This is a genomic window from Sphingomonas quercus, assembly GCF_018863195.1.
Taxonomy (GTDB): Bacteria; Pseudomonadota; Alphaproteobacteria; order Sphingomonadales; family Sphingomonadaceae; genus Solisphingomonas; species Solisphingomonas quercus.
Genome location: NZ_JAHKRT010000003.1, coordinates 209,925 through 228,009, shown reverse-complemented (window position 1 = coordinate 228,009; position 18,085 = coordinate 209,925). Strand labels below are relative to the sequence as shown.

At 67.4% G+C, this 18,085-nt stretch carries 10 protein-coding genes; 9 read left to right on the top strand and 1 reads right to left on the bottom strand.

Annotated features, from left to right (window positions below; translation table 11 throughout):
* The first annotated feature begins 5 nt into the window (after positions 1-5).
* The 9 genes from KOF26_RS06910 to KOF26_RS06870 all read left to right on the top strand — a co-directional run bounded on the left by KOF26_RS06910 (position 6) and on the right by KOF26_RS06870 (position 16,683).
* The gene (locus KOF26_RS06910; RefSeq protein ID WP_216322291.1) at positions 6-3,197 is read left to right on the top strand and encodes a TonB-dependent receptor; all 3,192 of its coding nucleotides are present in this window, start codon (positions 6-8) and stop codon (positions 3,195-3,197) included.
* 121 nt (positions 3,198-3,318) lie between these two features.
* Positions 3,319-6,258, top strand: coding sequence for a TonB-dependent receptor domain-containing protein (locus KOF26_RS06905; RefSeq protein ID WP_216322288.1), 2,940 nt, complete (start codon positions 3,319-3,321; stop codon positions 6,256-6,258).
* A 26-nt stretch (positions 6,259-6,284) separates the two neighbouring features.
* Positions 6,285-7,136 carry a glycerophosphodiester phosphodiesterase family protein gene (locus KOF26_RS06900; protein ID WP_216322286.1) on the top strand — a complete coding sequence of 284 codons (852 nt, stop codon included), beginning with the start codon at positions 6,285-6,287 and terminating at the stop codon, positions 7,134-7,136.
* Between the two features lie 25 nt (positions 7,137-7,161).
* Positions 7,162-8,730, top strand: coding sequence for an alkaline phosphatase D family protein (locus KOF26_RS06895; RefSeq protein WP_216322283.1), 1,569 nt, complete (start codon positions 7,162-7,164; stop codon positions 8,728-8,730).
* 86 nt (positions 8,731-8,816) lie between these two features.
* A complete protein-coding gene (locus tag KOF26_RS06890) occupies positions 8,817-9,494 on the top strand; it encodes a response regulator transcription factor (protein WP_216322280.1) in 678 nt (225 codons plus the stop codon).
* Positions 9,484-10,836 carry a sensor histidine kinase gene (locus tag KOF26_RS06885; RefSeq protein ID WP_216322277.1) on the top strand — a complete coding sequence of 451 codons (1,353 nt, stop codon included), beginning with the start codon at positions 9,484-9,486 and terminating at the stop codon, positions 10,834-10,836. The genes KOF26_RS06890 and KOF26_RS06885 overlap by 11 nt, the downstream gene beginning before the upstream one ends.
* Before the next feature lie 67 nt (positions 10,837-10,903).
* Positions 10,904-14,137 (top strand): efflux RND transporter permease subunit, encoded by a 3,234-nt coding sequence (locus KOF26_RS06880; RefSeq protein WP_216322273.1) that lies wholly within the window; start codon positions 10,904-10,906, stop codon positions 14,135-14,137.
* Positions 14,138-14,198: 61 nt separating this feature from the next.
* Complete coding sequence (locus KOF26_RS06875; RefSeq protein WP_363181988.1) at positions 14,199-15,284, top strand: efflux RND transporter periplasmic adaptor subunit; 1,086 nt, start codon at positions 14,199-14,201, stop codon at positions 15,282-15,284.
* 1 nt (position 15,285) lies between these two features.
* Positions 15,286-16,683 carry an efflux transporter outer membrane subunit gene (locus tag KOF26_RS06870; RefSeq protein WP_216323093.1) on the top strand — a complete coding sequence of 466 codons (1,398 nt, stop codon included), beginning with the start codon at positions 15,286-15,288 and terminating at the stop codon, positions 16,681-16,683.
* Between the two features lie 40 nt (positions 16,684-16,723).
* Here the strand turns inward: KOF26_RS06870 and KOF26_RS06865 are convergent, their stop codons facing one another.
* On the bottom strand, positions 16,724-17,947 hold the full coding sequence (locus KOF26_RS06865; RefSeq protein WP_253201208.1) for a phospholipase A: 1,224 nt from the start codon (positions 17,945-17,947) through the stop codon (positions 16,724-16,726).
* Between the last annotated feature and the right edge of the window lie 138 nt (positions 17,948-18,085).

Sequence of the window (18,085 nt, the reverse complement as noted above, 5' to 3'; positions counted from 1 at the left end):
CCGGGATGTGGCGGTGGCGGGGGTGGAGCAGGGCGGGCGGCGCCGCGCTGGCGGCGCTGGCGGTGCCGATTGCGGCGCAGGCGCACGCCGGGCTCGATCTGCCGGCGGCCGATCTCTCCACGTCGCTGACCGCGCTGTCGCGCGTGGCGGGCATTGAGATTCTCGTCGATCCGGCGCTGTCGCGCGGCAAGGCGGGGCCCGCCATCCGCTCGGCGACGACCCCGGAGGCAGCGCTCGACCGGCTGCTGCGCGGCTCGGGGCTGACCTATCGACGGCACGGCGACACCTTCCTGATCGTCCGCGGCGAACCACCGGGCGGGCGGCGGGCGGCCGGCCCGCCGCCGGCGGCGCTGCGGCATCGCGCCGGTGCCGTCGGCATGCCCACCGGCCACGCCGCCGCCGTCGACGAGAGCATCGTCGTCACCGGCAGCCATATCGCCCGTCCCGAGTTGCGCGCGGCGATGCCGATCCGCGTCGCGCGTATGGACGACGCCCGGGATTTCGGACGGGACAGCGCTTACGAGGTGCTGCTGCTCGATCCGGCGATCGCGCCCGGCCTCGGCGAGTCCAACTCGCAGGGCCAGGAATATGACACCGGCGTCGCCAACATCAATCTGCGCGGCATGGGCAATAACCGCTCGCTTGTGCTGGTCGACGGGCGGCGCTGGGTTTCGGGCGGCGCGCGCATTTCCGCCGTCGACCTCAACACCATCCCGAGCGCGATGATCGAGCGGCTCGAGGTGGTGACGGGCGGGGCGGCGGCGATCTATGGCGCCGACGCGGTGACCGGCGCCGTCAACGTCATCATGAAGAAGGACATCACCGGGCTGCATCTGTCGGCGACGAACGGGATATCGGCCCGGGGTGACGCCGCCCAGTCGAACCAGTCGGCGACCGGAGGGGTGCGTTTCGGCGGCGGGGGCGGACAGTTCGTCATCGGTGCCGATCACGTGCGCCGCGCGCCGCTGCGGTGGGCGGACCGCTTCGATCGCCGGCAGACCTATTATGCCAATCCGGCCAATACCGGCCCCGCCGACGGCATTCCCGACAATGTCGTCGCCAGCAATTACGGCTCCTTCTATCGCAGCCCGGTGCCGAGCTTCTATGTCGGCAATCAATGGTACCAATATCGTCAGGGCAGGATCGTGCCGGTCGCTTACGACACGCCGGTCACGCCCGGTGAGACCGGCACCGGCGATGGCGGCCCGGTGACCACCGGTTTCGAGAACCACCTGCTGCGCAATGCCTCCGAACGCGCGTCGGTCTACGCCCACCTCGCCTATCAGCTGTCGCCGGCGCTCGGCTGGAGCGCGACCTTCAACTACGCGCACAGCTATACGCGTGCGATTCCCGAATGGCCCGAAGTACGCACCGATGCGCGGCCGGCCAATTGGTGGGGTGGCACCACCGGCGAGGTCGCGACACTCGCCAACCCCTATCTGCCGGATGCCATCCGCCGGTTCATGCTCGATCGCGGGCTGACCGCGCTGCCGCTCGCGCGCAGCTATTTCAACCTGCCCCAGGCCTATGAAATCCATCGGCGCGACAATGTGACGCTGGGCAGCGCGATCGACGGCGTGGTCGTCGAAGGACTGCGCTGGTCGGCGTTCTGGCGCTACGGCCAGACGATCGATCGCATCACCACCACCAACATGGTGGGCAAGGCCGAATGGTTGCAGGCGCGCGATGCCGTCGCCGACCCGGTCAGCGGACAGATCGAATGCCGCGACGCGGCGGCGCGGGCGAGGGGTTGCGTTCCGCTCGATTTCTTCAGCGTCGAGCCGTACAGCCCGGCGCTGCTCGCCTATATCGAGAACATCCGGCACGAGTGGAACAAGAACGCGCTGCTCACTGCCGGCGGCGCGATCGAAGGCAATGTGCTTCGCCTGCCCTATGGCGATGTCTCGATCGCGGCAGGGGTGGAACGGCGGCGCGAGACGCTGCACACGCGGGACGATGCGGACACGGCGAAGCTTGCCGACATCATTATCTCACCGGGCGCGGATTACGCTTTCCACCCGGCGCTCGATGCCGCGCGCGATACGATGGAGGCCTATGGCGAGGCCGAGATCCCTTTGCTGCGCGACCTGCGCTTTGCCCGCCGGCTCGCGATCGAAGGCGCTTATCGCGTGTCGCGCTACAGCGACAATCCGCGGACGCAGAGCTGGCGGCTCGGCGGCAGCTGGCAGCCGCTGGAGGGCGTCACCTTGCGCGGGGTGTTCTCGCACTCGGTCCGGGTGCCCAATTTCGGCGAACTGTTCTCGCCCGTCGGACATGCCACCTACGGGCATATCAGCGACCCGTGCCAGGCCGGCGCCATCCTGCAGAATGTTAATCGCGCCGCCAATTGCGCGGCGCTGCTGCCCGGCCTCGTCCTCCCGCTGCCGAACCCGAATCTCAACGCGCCGGTGGTCTATAGCGGTGGCAACCCCGACGTGGGGTCCGAAACATCGAACAGCTTCACCACGGGTGCGGTGATCCAGCCGAAATCATTCCCGGGACTCGCCCTGACGATCGACTATTGGAACATCAGGATCAACAATGTCATTACCTCGCTGTCCTATACGACGATCCTCAATAGCTGCGTCGATGCTCCGGGTGAGCCCAATGCCGTCTACTGCCAGTTCATCCGGCGCAATCCGGACGGCACCGTCGACTATGTCCATGCGCAATATGCCAACCTCGCCGCACAGCATGCCAGCGGGGTCGACTTCGGTGCCGGTTACCGGGCGAGGCTGGGCGCGGGGTTGTTCCGGGCGAGCGCCAGTGGCAGCTGGCTGATCGCGCAGACCACCGTCGCCCAGGTCGGCGGCGCGGGCGTGGATTATGCCGGCCAATGGAATTACCCGCGCCTCCGCGCGACGATAACCGCCAGCTATGCGCTGGGCCGGGTCACCCTCGGGCTGACCGGCCGCTTCATCAGCCGCAGCGTCTATAGCGTCACCGATGCTTCGCCGGAGACGCGCGATCCAGGCCATGTGCCGGCCTATCTCTATGCTGATCTGATGCTCCAGGTGCGCGCCGCCGACAGGATGCGGCTGACGCTGGGCATCCGAAACCTCACCGACGCGCAGATTTTCGCGCCGCTGCGCGACACCGCGCCCGGGCCGCATGGCGCGGGAGGTGTCGCCACCGGCGCGGCCTATTACGATGCGATCGGCAGGTCCTTCTTCACGCGGATTGAAGTTGATTTCTGATTGTCCGAACGGGTGGGCGAGTGGCTGCAATATAAGTGCAACAAAAAACAATGTAAGATTTGGATCGCTGCGACGGCTTGTCCCCCGAACGAGGTTCGTAACAGGGGGATTGCAAGTGTTCATGGTCCGTGGCCCGCTCCGTGCGGGGGTGGCGAGCTGCGCGCTCGCGCTTGGTCTGTTCGCAGGCGGGATCGCGCATGCGCAGATCAGCGTCGATCCGGGCAGCGACATCATCGTCACCGGCACGCACATCGCGCGGCCGGAGCTGCAATCGACGATGCCGATCCGCGTCATCACCACCGAGGATGCGCGGAATTTCGGGCGTAACACGGTCTACGATGCGCTGCTTCTCAATCCGGCGGTTGGTCCCGGGCTCGGCGAGATGAACTCGCTCGGCCAGGAATATGACCAGGGCGTCGCCAACATCAACCTGCGCCAGATGGGCGCCAACCGCTCGCTGGTGGTGGTGGACGGACATCGCTGGGTGTCGGGCGGCGCGCGGACCTCGGCTGTCGATCTCAACACCATCCCGACCGCGCTGATCGACCGGATCGAGACGGTGACCGGCGGCGCCGCCGCGATCTACGGCGCCGATGCCGTGACCGGTGCCGTCAACATCGTGATGAAGAAGGAGATGACCGGCCTGCATCTCACCGCGACCAGCGGTATCTCGAGCCGCGGGGATGCGCGCCAGTCGGACGTGTCGCTGGCCACCGGCTTCGATTTCGGCGGCGGGCGCGGCCATTTCGTGATCGGCGGCAATTACAGCGACACCGGGTCGCTGGCGACGCTAGACCGCACACGCAAGCGCTATGTCTATCAGGTCAACCCGAAGAGCACGGGTCCGAACGACGGCATTCCCGACAATTACCTGATCGACTATCATCAATTCTACCGCTCGCACTTCCCGACCTTTTGCATCATCGGCACGGCGGGCATGTGCGGCAGCCAGAACGGGCAATGGTATCAGCTGATCGACAGCCAGGTCGTCGCCATTCCCAAGAACAGCTATTCGGTGGTCTCGAACGGCGATACCGGCGTTCAGGACGGCGGGCCGGACAGCGCCTTCGGCATCTATGATTCGGTGCTCCTGCGCGGACGGTCGGCGCGGGCGTCGGGCTATTCGCATCTGTCCTACGAGCTGACGCCGGCGGTGACCTGGAACGCGGTGTTCGGCTATGCCCACAGCTATAGCCGCGGCAATTCCGAGTGGCCGCAATATCGCGACGACGCGCGCGCCAACAACTGGTGGGGCACCAATGGTGTCGGCACCACCGGCGAGATCGCGCGGCTGACCGATCCCTATCTGCCCGATGCGCTGCGCAGCTTCATGGTCGCCAACAAGCTCACCCAGATCTCGTTCGACCGCCACTATAACAACCTGCCGACGCCGTGGGAGGTGCACAAGCGCGACGCCATCACCCTTGGCACCGATGTCGGCGGCGCGCTGACGGGCAAGCTGAACTGGCAGGGCTTCGTTCGCTACGGGCAGGTGATCGACAACATCACCACCAAGAACGCGGTCGGGCGCGATGAGTGGCTGAAGGCGCGCGACGCGATCATGCTGGATGGCCAGATCGTCTGCCGCGATCCGGCCGCGCGCGCAGCCGGCTGCGCGCCGTTCAACTTCTACACCACCGAACCCCCCAGCCAGGCATGGATCGACTATGCCGAGAAAGACCGGTTCGAGCGCACGAAGAATACCATGGTGAACGGCGGCGCCAGCGTCGACGGCAGCCTGTTCAGCCTGCCTTATGGCGACATCTCGATCGCGGCCGGCGTGGAGTGGCGGCGCGAAACGCTGCGTACCCGCGACGATCCGGACACCGCCAAGCTCGCCGACATCATCTGGTCGCCGGGCATGGACATGGCGCTCCACCCCGCGCTCGATCACCGCCGCGATACCGCCGAGGCCTATGGCGAGGCGGTGATCCCGCTGCTGCGCGACCTGCCGTTCGCGCGCCGGCTGGAGATCGAGGGCGCGGTGCGCTGGTCCCACTATAACGACAATCCCGACACCACCACGTGGAAGGCAGGCGGCGCGTGGGAGCCGGTGACCGGCCTCACCGTGCGCGGCACCTATTCCCATTCGGTGCGCGTGCCCAATTTCGGCGAGCTGTTTTCGCCGATCAGCATGGTCACGCTGGGCCATATCAGCGATCCCTGTCAGGTCGGCCGGGTCGCGCAGGACAATGATCGCGCCGCCAATTGCGCGGCGACGGTGCCCAACTGGTCGGGGCCGCTGCCCAATCCCAACCTCAACCAGCCGCGCGTCTTCAGCGGCGGCAATCCCGATCTGACGCCGGAGACTTCCAACTCCCTCACCATCGGCGCGGTGATCCAGCCGCGCTTCCTGCGCGGGTTCGATCTCACCGTCGACTATTGGGACATCAAGATCGACAACGTCGTCACATCGCTCGCCTACACCACGCTCATGGAAAGCTGCGTAAACGCCACCGGCGGCCCGGACGAGGCCTATTGCCAGTTCGTGCACCGCGATCCCGCGACCGGCGAGGTCGATTATGTCCAGGCGCAATATGCCAACCTCGCCGGCCAGCGCGCACGCGGCATCGACGTCGGGGCGAATTACCGTTTCCCGATCGGCCGCGGCCAGATGCGGCTGAGCCTCAGCGGCACCTATCTCCTGGAGCAGACCACCATCTCCCAGGTCGGCAGCAAGGGCACCGACAATTCCGGCGCGTGGAATTACCCGCGCTTCAAGGGCACGTTGCTGACCAGCTATTCGCTGGGCCCGGTTACGCTCGGCGTGAATACCCGCATGATCAGCGCCGCCAAATATAGCGCTACCGCCCAATCGGACGAGACATATGAAATCCCGCGCATTCCTGCCTATTTCCTCAATGACGTCACACTGAATATCCGCGCGAGCGACCGCTATACGTTCAGTCTCGGCGTGAAGAATGTGAGCGACAAGCGACCGCCCTTCTTCCTCCAGGATACGCCGACGACACCGCACCAGACAGTCGGCAACAATAGCGGCAATGCCTATTACGACGCGATCGGGCGCTATTTCTTTGCCAAGATCGACGTCGATTTCTGATCGTGACGCCACGAGGAGGAATGCAGATGAGAGCCGTCACCCTGATCTCGGCGATCGTCGCCGCGCTCGTCGCCTCCGCGGCGCCGGCGGCGCGGCGGCCGCTGGTCGTCGCCCATCGCGGCGGCGCGCTCCTGATGCCGGAAAACACCATTCCGGCGTTCGACAACGCGCTGCGCCTCGGCGTCGACATGCTCGAGTTCGACATGGTGATGACCGCCGACGACCAACTCGTCATCACCCATGACGCCAGCGTCAACGCGAGCTTCTGCAGCGCCGACGGCGTGGCGCCCGCGCCCGTGCGCAGCCTGACGCTCGCGCAGATCGAGACGTTCGACTGCGGCGCGAAGCATCGCGCCATCTATCCCCGCCAGCAGGCGGTGCCCGGCACCCGCATGCCGACGCCGGACGCCTTCTTCGCGCGCTACGCCCCGGCCAAAGTGATGTTCTTCGGCGAGATCAAGATGCCCGGGCCTTCCGAGGGCAGCGTCGATCCGGTCGCCTTCGCCCGGCAGCTCGATGTGCTGATCCGCAAATACCGGCTGGAAGATCGCTACATGCTGCAATCCTTCGACTGGCGGGCGATCGATGCGATGCATGCCATCAACCCGCGCATGCGCACCTGCCTGCTCGGCGTGTGGCGTGAGAAGGCCGACCCGCTGGCGCTGGCCCGGGCCCATCATGCGAGCTGCGTGCTGCTGCGGCTGGAGGATGCCGACGCCGCCGGCGTGAAGCGGCTGCGCGACGCCGGCGTGCAGGTATTTTCCGATGTCGTCGACGATGAGGCGGGCTGGAGCGCGTATCTCGCGCGCGGCGACGACGCGATCTTCACCAACGACCCCGCCGGCCTCACCGCCTTCCTGCGCCGCGCCGGTCGCTGATCCCATGCCAACCAGAGGGCTTGCCATGCTGAAACTCGATCGCCGACAGCTCATCAAGGCCGGAGGCGGCATCGCCCTGCTCGCCGGCCTGTCGCGCTCGCCGCTGTTCGCAGCGCCGCTCGGGGCCAACCCGTTCACGCTGGGCGTCGCGGCCGGCGATCCCTGGCCGGACGGCTTCGTCATCTGGACCCGGCTGGCGCCGCGCCCGCTCGACGAGCATGGCGGCATGCCGGCCGCCCATGTGCCGGTGCGCTGGGAGGTCGCCGAGGACGCCGGCTTCGCGCGCGTCGTCCGCACCGGCGAGACGATGGCGCTGCCCGAACTCGGCCATTCCGTTCATGTCGAGGTTGACGGGCTGCAGCCGCACAGGCGCTACTGGTATCGCTTCGCGACGGCCGGCTCGGATGTGAGCCAGGTCGGCACCGCCCGCACCGCCCCCGCCCCGGGGGCCACAGTCGACCGGCTGCGCATCGGCGTCGCCGGCTGCCAGCATTACGAGATGGGCTATTACGATGCCTGGAGGCACCTCGCTGCCGAGCCCGATCTGGACCTGATCTTCCATTATGGCGACTATATCTACGAAGGCGGCACCGCGCCGCTCGGGAAGAACGGCAACAATCCGACAGTGGTGCGCCAGCATGCCGGCGCCGAAATCTACAGCATCGACGATTACCGCCGCCGCTACGCGCAATATAAGAGCGATCCCGATCTGATCGCCGCCCATGCCGCCTGCGCGTTCGCCGCCTCGTTCGACGATCATGAGGTCGACAATAACTGGGCGAGCGATTTCGATCAGGATGGCACCGACCCGGCGATCTTCGCGCTGCGCCGCTATGCCGCGTTGCAGGCGTGGTACGAGAACATGCCGGTGCGCAAGGCGCAGTTCCCGACCGCCGGCGGGCTCACCGCCTATCGCCGGCTGGATTATGGCCGGCTGATGCGGATGCATGTGCTGGATACGCGCTCCTATCGATCGGACCAGCCCTGCGGCGACAATGGCGGCAAGGCCAATTGCCCGCCCGAGGCGCATATGCAGCCCGACATGCTCGGCAAGGCGCAGGAGGCGTGGCTCGACGCCGGCCTCGGCAATGACGCCACCTGGAACCTGGTGGCGCAGCAGGTCATCGTCATGCCGATCGACCTGCGCCCGGCCAGCGCCACCACGCCCCGGCACGGCACCGATCTGTGGGACGGTTATCGCCCCGCCCGGCAGCGGCTTGTCGACACGATCCGCCGCCATGATCTCAAGAACGTCGTGATCGCCACGGGGGACCATCACAAGCATATGGCCGGCGCGCTGCCCGCGGATGACAGCCGGCCCGACGGCGAGAAAGTCGCGATCGAATTCCTGACGACCTCAGTCGCGACCGGCGGAAACGGGGCCGGAACGAAAGGGCTCGAGCATATCGTACGCAACAACCCCCAGATTGATCTTTACGCCGACCAGCGGGGATATCAGCTCTTCGATATCGCGCCGAAACAGTGGACGACCGACGTCAAAGTGCTTGATCGCGTCGACTCCCCCGGAGGCAGGCTGTCCACTCTCGCCCGCTATGCCGTCATCCCGGGTTGGCCGGAGTTGCATCGGGCCTGAGGCGTCGGTGACCCGTTGAGGTCGGGGGGGGGGCCGCGCGCCGCAAGGCGCTGGTCCTCGCCTCCATTTCGGGCCTATGCAGTGCCATGGCCCGGATCCTTGTCATTGAGGACGATCCCTCCACGGCGGAGGAGATCGTCACCGAGCTGAAAGTCCATGGTCACCATCCCGTCCATGTCGCCGATGGCGCGGCGGCGCTGGAGCGCGCCTGCCATGAAAGCTTCGATACGATCACGCTCGATCGCATGCTGCCGGGCCTCGATGGCCTCGCGCTGGTCGCACGCCTGCGCCAGCGCCACATCGACGTGCCGGTGCTGATGATCAGCGCGCTCAGCGATGTCGACGAGCGCATCGAAGGGCTGCGCGGCGGCGGCGACGATTATCTGACCAAGCCCTTCGCCACCGGCGAGATGATCGCACGGATCGAGGTGCTGCTGCGCCGGGGGCGGGCGCCGACGGACACCACGGTGCTGCGCGCGGGCGGGATCGAGATGGACCTGGTTCGCCGCCAGGTGGCGGTGGATGGCGAGCCGGTGCGGCTGCTCCACATGGAATTCCGCCTGCTCGAATTCCTTCTTCGCAATATGGGCGAGGTGGTCAGCCGGCGGATGATCTTCGAACAGGTGTGGGGCTATTATTTCGATCCGGGCGCCAACCTGATCAACGTCCATATCGCCCGGCTCAGGCGCAAGCTGGATCGGCCCGGGCGCATGTCGGCGATCAGCACGATCAAGGGCGAAGGCTACAGGCTCGATGCCGTCTGAGCCGCTGCGCCTGCGCGATATCCGCCACACCAGCACGTTCCGGCTGGCCTCGCTGCTCGGCCTCGTCTTCGCGCTCGGCATCGTGATCCTGCTGGCGGTGATCTACACCATGACGGTAAGCGAGCTGACCGCGCGCAGCGATCTCATCCTGCGCGAGGTCGGCGCGCGGCTCGTCTCCGCCCCGGCCGCGCGACTGCCGGAGCGGGTACGCGCGGAGATCGCCAGCAATGTGCAGGGGCTGGACTTCATCGCGCTCATCGGTCCGGACGGGCAGCGGCTGACCGGCAACATCCGCGTGCCGGCGCGGGTGAGGCTCGACAAGCCTGTCGACCTGCCGGCGAGGCCGGGGGTGCGCGGGCCGATCCGGCTGCTCGCGCTCCGGGCGGCGGGCGGCCATATCATCCTCATCGGCCGCGACATCAGCCAGATCGCCTATCTGCGCAGCCGCTTCCTTCAGATCTTCCTGTGGAGCGGGCTTGCGGCGGCGATCGGCGGATTGCTCGCAGGCGTCGCGCTGAGCCTGAGGCCGTTGCGCCGCGTGCGCGATCTGCAACAGGTGAGCCGCGCCATCGCCGCCGGCGCGCTCGACGCGCGGATGCCGATCGCCGGCCGCGGCGACGAACTGGACCAGTTTGCCGGCACGGTGAACGTCATGGTCGAGGAGGTCGGCCGCGTCATCGCCCAGGTGAAAGGCGTGACCGATGCCATCGCCCATGATCTGCGCACCCCGCTTGCCCATGTCCGCACCAGCCTGCTGCGCACCCGCGGACGGCCGGACACGCCGCCAGCGTTCGCCGCGCTGGCTGCCGAGGCGGTCGACGATCTCGACGCCGTGCTCGATCGCTTCGCCGCCCTGCTGCGTATCTCGGAGCTGGAGGCGAGCGCGCGGCGCTCCGGCTTTCGCCCGACCGATCTCGCGCGCCTCGCCGAACGCGCCGCGGAGCTTTACGAGCCGCTCGCCGAAGAGCGCGGCCAGACGATCATCGTGCAGGCGCAGACGGCGGCGACGATCGAGGCCGACGAACCCTTGCTGTTCGAGGCGCTGAGCAACGTCCTCGACAACGCCATCAAATTCTCCGGCGTCGGCGACCGGATCGATGTCATTGTCGGCGAGCGCGACGGCGATCCCGGCATCGAGGTGCGCGACCACGGCCCCGGCATCGCCGCGGAGGAGCGCGACGCGGTGCTGCGCCGCTTCCATCGCGGTGCCAACGCCGGCGCGACGCCGGGATCGGGGCTCGGCCTCAGTGTGGTGGCGGCAATCGCCCATCTGCATCGCTTCGGGCTGGAGCTCGAAAACGCGGGCCCCGGCCTCAGGGTGCGCATCCGCTGCCCGAGGTGAAATTCATTTCACTCGCCCCGGAGAGGGAAGGGCGCGAAACGGGCGCCGCACCAATCCTGGACGGGAAATGCTCCAACTCGTCAAAATTGCGCTCAGCAAGCCCTATAGCTTCGTCGTTCTGGCGATATTGATCGTGCTGGCCGGCGGCATCGCCGCCGTGCGCACGCCGACGGATATATTTCCCGACATCAGGATTCCGGTGATCGCGGTGGTGTGGACCTATCGCGGGCTGCCGCCGGAGGACATGGCCGGCCGGGTCATCTATTATTACGAACGCCAGCTTTCCACCTCGGTGAACGACATCGAACATGTCGAGAGCCAGTCGCTGGCCGGCATCGGCATCGTCAAGATATTCGTCCGGCCGGGCGTCGACATCCGCACCGCGACCGCCCAGGTAACCTCCGTCTCGCAAACCGTGCTGAAACAGATGCCGCCTGGCATCACCCCGCCGCTGATCCTCAACTACAACGCCTCGACGGTTCCGATCCTGCAACTCGCACTGTCGGGCAAGGGCCTGTCGGAACAGAAGATCTTCGACCTCGGCCAGAACTTCATCCGTCCCGCCCTTGCCTCGGTGCAGGGCGCCGCCATCCCGTCGCCCTATGGCGGCAAGGAGCGGCAGATTCAGGTCGATCTCGACCCAGCGGCATTGCAGGCGCATCACCTGTCGGCCAGTGACGTCGGCGCGGCGCTGGCCGCGCAGAACCAGATCGTGCCGGCCGGCACCACCAAGATCGGCCAGTTCGAATATAATTTCCATCTCAACAACAGCCCGGATGTCGTCGACAAGCTCAACGAGCTGCCGATCAAGACGATCGACGGCGCCACAGTCTATATGCGCGATGTCGCCCATGTCCGTGATGGCTCGCCGCCACAGCGCAACGTGGTGCGCGTCGATGGCGGGCGCGCGGTGTTGATGACGGTGTTGAAGAGCGGCTCGGCCTCGACGATCGCGATCGTCGATCAGGTCAAGGCGCTGCTGCCGCGCCTCGCCGAGACGCTGCCGGCCGGTCTCAAGGTCGACCTGCTCGGCGATCAGTCGCTGTTCGTGAAGGCGGCGGTGTCCGGCGTGGTGCGCGAGGGCGTGATCGCGGCCGCGCTGACCTCGCTGATGATCCTGCTGTTCCTCGGCTCCTGGCGATCGACCGTGATCATCGCCGCGTCCATCCCGCTCGCCGTGCTTGCGGCGGTGGCGGGGCTGTCGGCGGTGGGCGAGACGCTGAACATCATGACACTGGGCGGCCTCGCGCTCGCCGTCGGCATCCTCGTCGATGATGCGACGGTGACGATCGAGAACATCAACTGGCATCTGGAACAGGGCAAGTCGGTCCGCCAGTCGATCCTCGACGGCGCGCAGCAGATCGTCCAGCCGGCTTTCGTCTCGCTGCTGTGCATCTGCATCGCCTTCGTGCCGATGTTCTTCCTGCCCGGCGTCGCCGGCTTCCTCTTCGCGCCGATGGCCAAAGCCGTGGTCTTCGCGATGATCGCCTCGTTCGTGCTGTCGCGCACGCTGGTCCCGACGATGGGCAATTATCTGCTGCGCGAACATGCTGGCCCGTACACCGCCAATGTCATGCAATCCCATGATGCCCAGGCCGGGCGGCCGGGCACGCGCAATCCCCTGCGCCGGTTCCAGCACGGCTTTGAAATGCGGTTCGAGGCAGTGCGCCGTTACTATACGGCGACACTCGACCTGGCGCTGGCGCGCCGGCGGCTGTTCATCCCGGCGTTCATGGGCGTTGTGCTGATCTCCTTCGCGCTGATCCCGCTGCTGGGGCGGAATTTCTTCCCGGCGGTCGATTCAGGCGCGATCAACCTGCATGTCCGCGCTCCGGTCGGCACCCGCATCGAGGAGACCGCGGCGCTGTTCGACCATATCGAGGATCGTATCCGCAGCGTCATCCCGCCGAAGCAACTGGCCTCGATCGTCGACAATATCGGGCTGCCGGTGAGCGGCACCAACCGCGCCTATTCCAACACCGGCGGCATCGGGCCTCAGGACGGCGACATCCTCATTACACTCGCGGAAGGGCATCGGCCCACCGACCAGTTCGTCCGCGAACTGCGCGCCGCGCTGCCGGACGCCTTTCCCGGCTCCGCCTTTTCGTTCCTGCCGGCCGACATCGTCAGCCAGATCCTGAACTTCGGCACGCCCGCGCCGATCGACGTGCTGATCACCGGCCCCGATCGCAAGGGCGGCGAGGCCTATGCCCACAGGCTCGCTGCACGGATGCGGCATATCGCCGGCATCGCCGATGTCCGCGTGCAGCAATCGACCAGCTATCCGGAACTCGCCTTCGACGTCGATCGCACGCTCGCTAACCGCGTCGGCATCACCGAGAACGATGTGACGCGCAGCCTTGCGGTCAGCCTCGCCGGCAGCTTCCAGGTGGCGCCCGCCTTCTGGCTCAACCCGAGCAACGGCGTCTCCTATCCGATCGTCGTGCAGGCGCCGCAATATCGGCTGGATTCGCTCTCCGCGATGCAGAACCTGCCGATTACCGGCGTGCAGCCGGACAATTTCCAGATCCTCGGCGCCCTCGGCGTCATGCATCGCGAGCCGAGCGCGGCGGTGGTCTCCCATTACAATGTGCAGCCCGCCTTCGACATCTATGCCACCGTGCAGGGCCGCGACCTCGGCGCGATTGCCGGCGATATCCAGAAGGTCATCGACAGCAGCGCCCGGGAGCGCCCCAAGGGCGCCGACATCGCCTTGCGCGGCCAGGTGGAGACGATGGGCACGGCCTTTGTCGGCCTGCTGCTCGGCCTCGCCGGTGCGATCGTGCTGATCTACCTGCTGATCGTCGTCAACTTCCAGTCGTGGATCGACCCGCTGGTGATCATCTCGGCGCTGCCGGCGGCGCTTGCCGGCATCGTCTGGATGTTGTTCGCCACCCACACCCCGTTGTCGGTGCCGGCGCTGACCGGTGCGATCATGTGCATGGGGGTGGCCACCGCCAACAGCGTGCTGGTCGTCACCTTCGCCCGCGAGCGGCTCGCCGCGACCGGCAATGCGCTCCGCGCCGCCGCCGAGGCCGGCGCCACGCGCTTTCGCCCGGTGCTGATGACGGCGCTGGCGATGATCATCGGCATGGCCCCGATGGCGCTCGGCCTGGGCGAGGGCGGCGAGCAGAACGCGCCGCTCGGCCGCGCCGTGATCGGTGGTCTGATCTGCGCAACGCTGGCCACGCTGATCTTCGTCCCTGTGCTGTTCAGCCTCGCCCATGCCCGCCGGCCGCGCCCGGCGCCGTCACCACACCATCCTGCCGATTCCGCCGGAGACCCCGTTCATGTCGCCTGACGCCCCCGCCAGCCCAACCGCGCCCCGAGGGCTCAGGACCGCCGGCATCGTCGCGGCCTGTGTGGCGGTCACTATCGTTGCCACCGGCGGCATCAGCCGCGCTCACGATCGCGACGCCGCCCAGCGCTGGTCCGACGCGCGCGCCGTGCCGACCGTGCAGCTCGTCGCGGTGGACGGCGCCGGCGCGGCGGACGCGCTGACGCTTCCGGGGACGCTGCAGGCATGGAACGCGGCCAAGCTCTACGCCAGGGTGAACGGCTATATGAAGAGCTGGTCGCGCGACATCGGCGACCGCGTGCCGGCTGGCGCGGCACTGGGCCTGATCGACACGCCGGAGCTTGACCAGCAGATCGCCCAGGCCCGCGCCGACCTCGCCAGCGCCAAGGCCGGCGCCGAGCTTGCCCAGAGCACGGCGGATCGCTGGAACGATCTTCTCTCGACGGCGTCGGTCTCGAGGCAGGAAGCGGATGAGAAGAACGGCGCGCTTGCCGCGCGCAGGGCCGCCGTTCTGGCCGCTGAGGCCAATCTCGGCCGGCTGCTGGCGATGAAGAGCTTCGCCACGCTGCGCGCGCCGTTCGCCGGAACGGTGACGCTGCGCAGTGTCGACATCGGTGATCTGGTCGGCACCGGCAGCGGGCAGCAGCCGCTGTTCGCGGTGGCCGACACGCGCAAGGTCCGCGTCTATGTCAACGTGCCGCAGGGCTATGCGGCGGAGATGAAGCCGGGGCTCACCGCCGAGCTATCGTTGCCGGACTATCCCGGCCGCCGCTTCCCCGCCCGTCTGATCGGCAATTCCGGCGCGATCGACGGGCGCACCGGCGCTTTCCAGGTCCAGCTCGCGGCCGACAATGCGGACGGTGCACTCAAGCCCGGCGGCTACGCGCAGGTGCGCTTCGACGTCCGTGACGGCGGCGATGCCGTGCGCGTGCCGGCCAGCGCGCTGCTGTTCCGGGCCGAGGGGACGCAGGTTGCACTGGTTGATGCCGATGGACGGGTGCGGCTGCGTCCGGTCACGATCGGGCGCGATCTCGGCCAGAGCGTAATCATCGCGGCCGGCCTGACGGCGAGGGACAAGGTGGTCGACAACCCGCCCGATTCCCTTGCCGAGGGGGAGAAGGTGCGGCTGCTCGGGCCGGCCCGTGGCTAGGATGCGGCCGATCCTGCTGGCGGCGGCGGCGGCGCTTGGCGGCTGCTCCTTCGCGCCGCCCTATCGGCCGCCGACCGTGGCGACGCCGGCCGCCTATAAGGAGGCGGGCGCGTGGACGCCCGCCGCGCCGGGCGCAATCGCGGCTGGCGAGTGGTGGCGTGGCTATGGAGACGAGACGCTGAACTTGCTGGAAGCGCGCATCGCCAGCGCCAATCCCGGCCTCGCCGTGGCGCTGGCCCGCTACGACCAGGCGCAGGCCGATCTCGTCCGCATCGGCGCAGGCCGGGTCCCCAGCGCCGGCATCGACGTCGACGTCTCGCGCAACCGCCAGTCGGACAACCGTCCGCTACGCGGCCAGAATCAGCCCGATATCTACAGCGCCGATACGATCGAGGTCGGCGCCGGCTTCGAGCTCGATCTTTGGGGCCGGGTGCGCAATGCGGTCGCTGCCAGGCGTGCCGAGACCGAAGCCAGCGCCGACGATGTCGCCGGCGTCAGGCTCAGCCTGCAGAGCCGGCTTGCCGCCGCCTATGTCACGCTGCGCGGCCTGGATCAGCGCATCGCGCTGCTCACCGCCACGGTTGATGCCTATGACAAGGCCGACGCGATGACGAAGCGGCGCTTCGCGGCCGGCATCGCCTCCGGTCTTGATGTCAGTCGGGCCGGTGCGCAACGCGCCGAGGCACAGGCCAGGCTGTTCGATGCCCGCGCCGGCCGCGCGCTCGCCGAACATGCCATTGCCAGCCTCGTTGGCACGCCGGCCCCGGACTTCTCCGTCACCCCGTCGGTCGCCAGCCTGGAACTGCCGCCCGTCCCCGCCGGCGTGCCCGCCGCGTTGCTGGAACGCCGCCCCGACATCGCCGCCGCTGAACGGCGCATGGCCGCGGCCAATGCGGAGATTGGTGTCGCGAAGGCGGCCTTCTTTCCGGCGATCACGCTCGGCGGCGGCGTCGGCTTCCAGAATACCGGGATGGACGGGCTGTTGAGCGCACCCAACCTCATCTGGTCGGTCGGCCCCGGCGCCGTCTTCAACCTGTTCGATGGCGGACGCCGGCGGGGTGGCCTCGCGCTCGCGCGCGCTCGCTGGCGCGAGGCCACCGCCCGCTATCGCGCGGCGGTGCTGCAAGCGTTCGAAGAGGTGGAGAACGGTCTGGCCCTGCTCCACCATCTCGACGGCGAGGCGCTCGCCCAGGATGACGCCGTCCGGCAGGCGACCCAGACGGAGGCCCTGTCGATGAACCGCTACGTCAAGGGCGCCGTCGACTATCTCGACGTGGTCACGGCCCAGACCACGGCGCTGCGCACCCGGCTCGATGCGCTCGACCTGCAGACGCGCCGTCTGAAGGCGAGCATCCAGCTCAATGCCGCGCTCGGCGGCGGATGGCACGACGCGGGGTGAGGGCAGCGATCACCGGCCGGTGTCGCAGGGCGATCCCGGCTCACCGGACAATGCCCACCCCGACCCGCAGCCGCGTTATCCGGCGATTGTAATCGAGCAGGTTCTCGCCATAGCCTGCAAAGGCCTGACCGAAAGCGTAAAGATTGAGCTCAGAATAGACAAGTCGATCGAGCGGGTAGCTCAGATTGGCGTCGATTGCCCCTTTGCCCGTGGCGAAATTGAAGCGGGTGTTCGTGGATAGTCGAATCCCATCGTCTTGTCCGATTTCGGCGAACAGCGAGGCATTGCCGCGATAGCGCTTGATATCGGGGTTGTCCTTGAGGCGGCCGACGTAAAGATCCAGGCGCGGCCCCAGCGAGAGCGTATATTTGCCGACCGACATCGTGGCGACAGGCTGGAGGTAGAGGGTGTTCAGGCTCCTCGATGCCAATCCGTCGCGGCCGTTCGATTCATGACGGAGGCCGGCCTGGCCGCCGAGCGCGATCCGCCGGTCAATTGCCGTGGCGGGAAGAAGATAGAAAAGCTCGGGCATGAAGTCGATATTGCGGAACGGCGTGGACTCAGTTCCCAGATCCCAGAACATTCTCTGCGTTACGGCGATGTGGATGTTGTTGATGAACGGGTGGCCTCGTCCGGTCGCGCCGGCTTCTCCAAAAAGCTGATATTTGAAGCTGATTTGAAGGCGCGCGTCGCTGTCCGTCCCGGGGCCATAGACCGCATAGATCGGCGCATAGCTCGACAGATTGCCCAGGAAGGCGTTGCCCCTTTCCGGCTTTGCCGATTGAGGACGGGCGGGCTCCGGCGGAGCGAGCGCATTCTCCGCTGATCGAGGCCGATCCTGGGCCCGCGAGGCGTCGACGCCGGACAGCGAGAAGGCATAGCCCGAGCCGGCCTCGTTCCCCAGCGAAAGGACCGCGAGCCCTGTTGGCGAACCATGCGCAGGCAAACGCAGAGCATATTTCGCCTGGCCGAACCTGCCCCGGTCGACAGGCCGCTCGGGCGGGGCATCGAGACGGTCGAGCATCACCGCGACCTTGTTGCCGTCAATCTCCAGTTGCGCCGGGAAATGTGCGGGCAGGTCATCGACCGATGACGACGATTGGAACTGAAGGATGGTGATTTCCACGACCATCATGTCCGCCGCCGAACCGGGCTCGACATTGCTCACCAGGGTGCGCGACGCGGGCTGCGCCAGTGTCGGGGCGGCGGCCGACACGACCACAAACGCTGCGATCGGAGTTGCTATTTTCATGTCGCGGATCATGCGGGAAAGGGGGCGGTATCGAAAGGCCGCAATCGTGCATGGGCGGGCGTGCGGGATTGCAGGCGTACCGGGCACGTCTCCTTCCTTCCCGCATGGCGGCTCTCCGGCCGCACCGGCACGGGGGGAGCAGTGTGGCTT

Coding starts and splice junctions, on each gene's coding strand:
- KOF26_RS06910 (WP_216322291.1), top strand. CDS start 6: ATGTGGCGGTGGCGGGGGTGGAGCAGGGCGGGCGGCGCCGCGCTGGCG.
- KOF26_RS06905 (WP_216322288.1), top strand. CDS start 3,319: ATGGTCCGTGGCCCGCTCCGTGCGGGGGTGGCGAGCTGCGCGCTCGCG.
- KOF26_RS06900 (WP_216322286.1), top strand. CDS start 6,285: ATGAGAGCCGTCACCCTGATCTCGGCGATCGTCGCCGCGCTCGTCGCC.
- KOF26_RS06895 (WP_216322283.1), top strand. CDS start 7,162: ATGCTGAAACTCGATCGCCGACAGCTCATCAAGGCCGGAGGCGGCATC.
- KOF26_RS06890 (WP_216322280.1), top strand. CDS start 8,817: ATGGCCCGGATCCTTGTCATTGAGGACGATCCCTCCACGGCGGAGGAG.
- KOF26_RS06885 (WP_216322277.1), top strand. CDS start 9,484: ATGCCGTCTGAGCCGCTGCGCCTGCGCGATATCCGCCACACCAGCACG.
- KOF26_RS06880 (WP_216322273.1), top strand. CDS start 10,904: ATGCTCCAACTCGTCAAAATTGCGCTCAGCAAGCCCTATAGCTTCGTC.
- KOF26_RS06870 (WP_216323093.1), top strand. CDS start 15,286: ATGCGGCCGATCCTGCTGGCGGCGGCGGCGGCGCTTGGCGGCTGCTCC.
- KOF26_RS06865 (WP_253201208.1), bottom strand. CDS start 17,947: ATGATCCGCGACATGAAAATAGCAACTCCGATCGCAGCGTTTGTGGTC.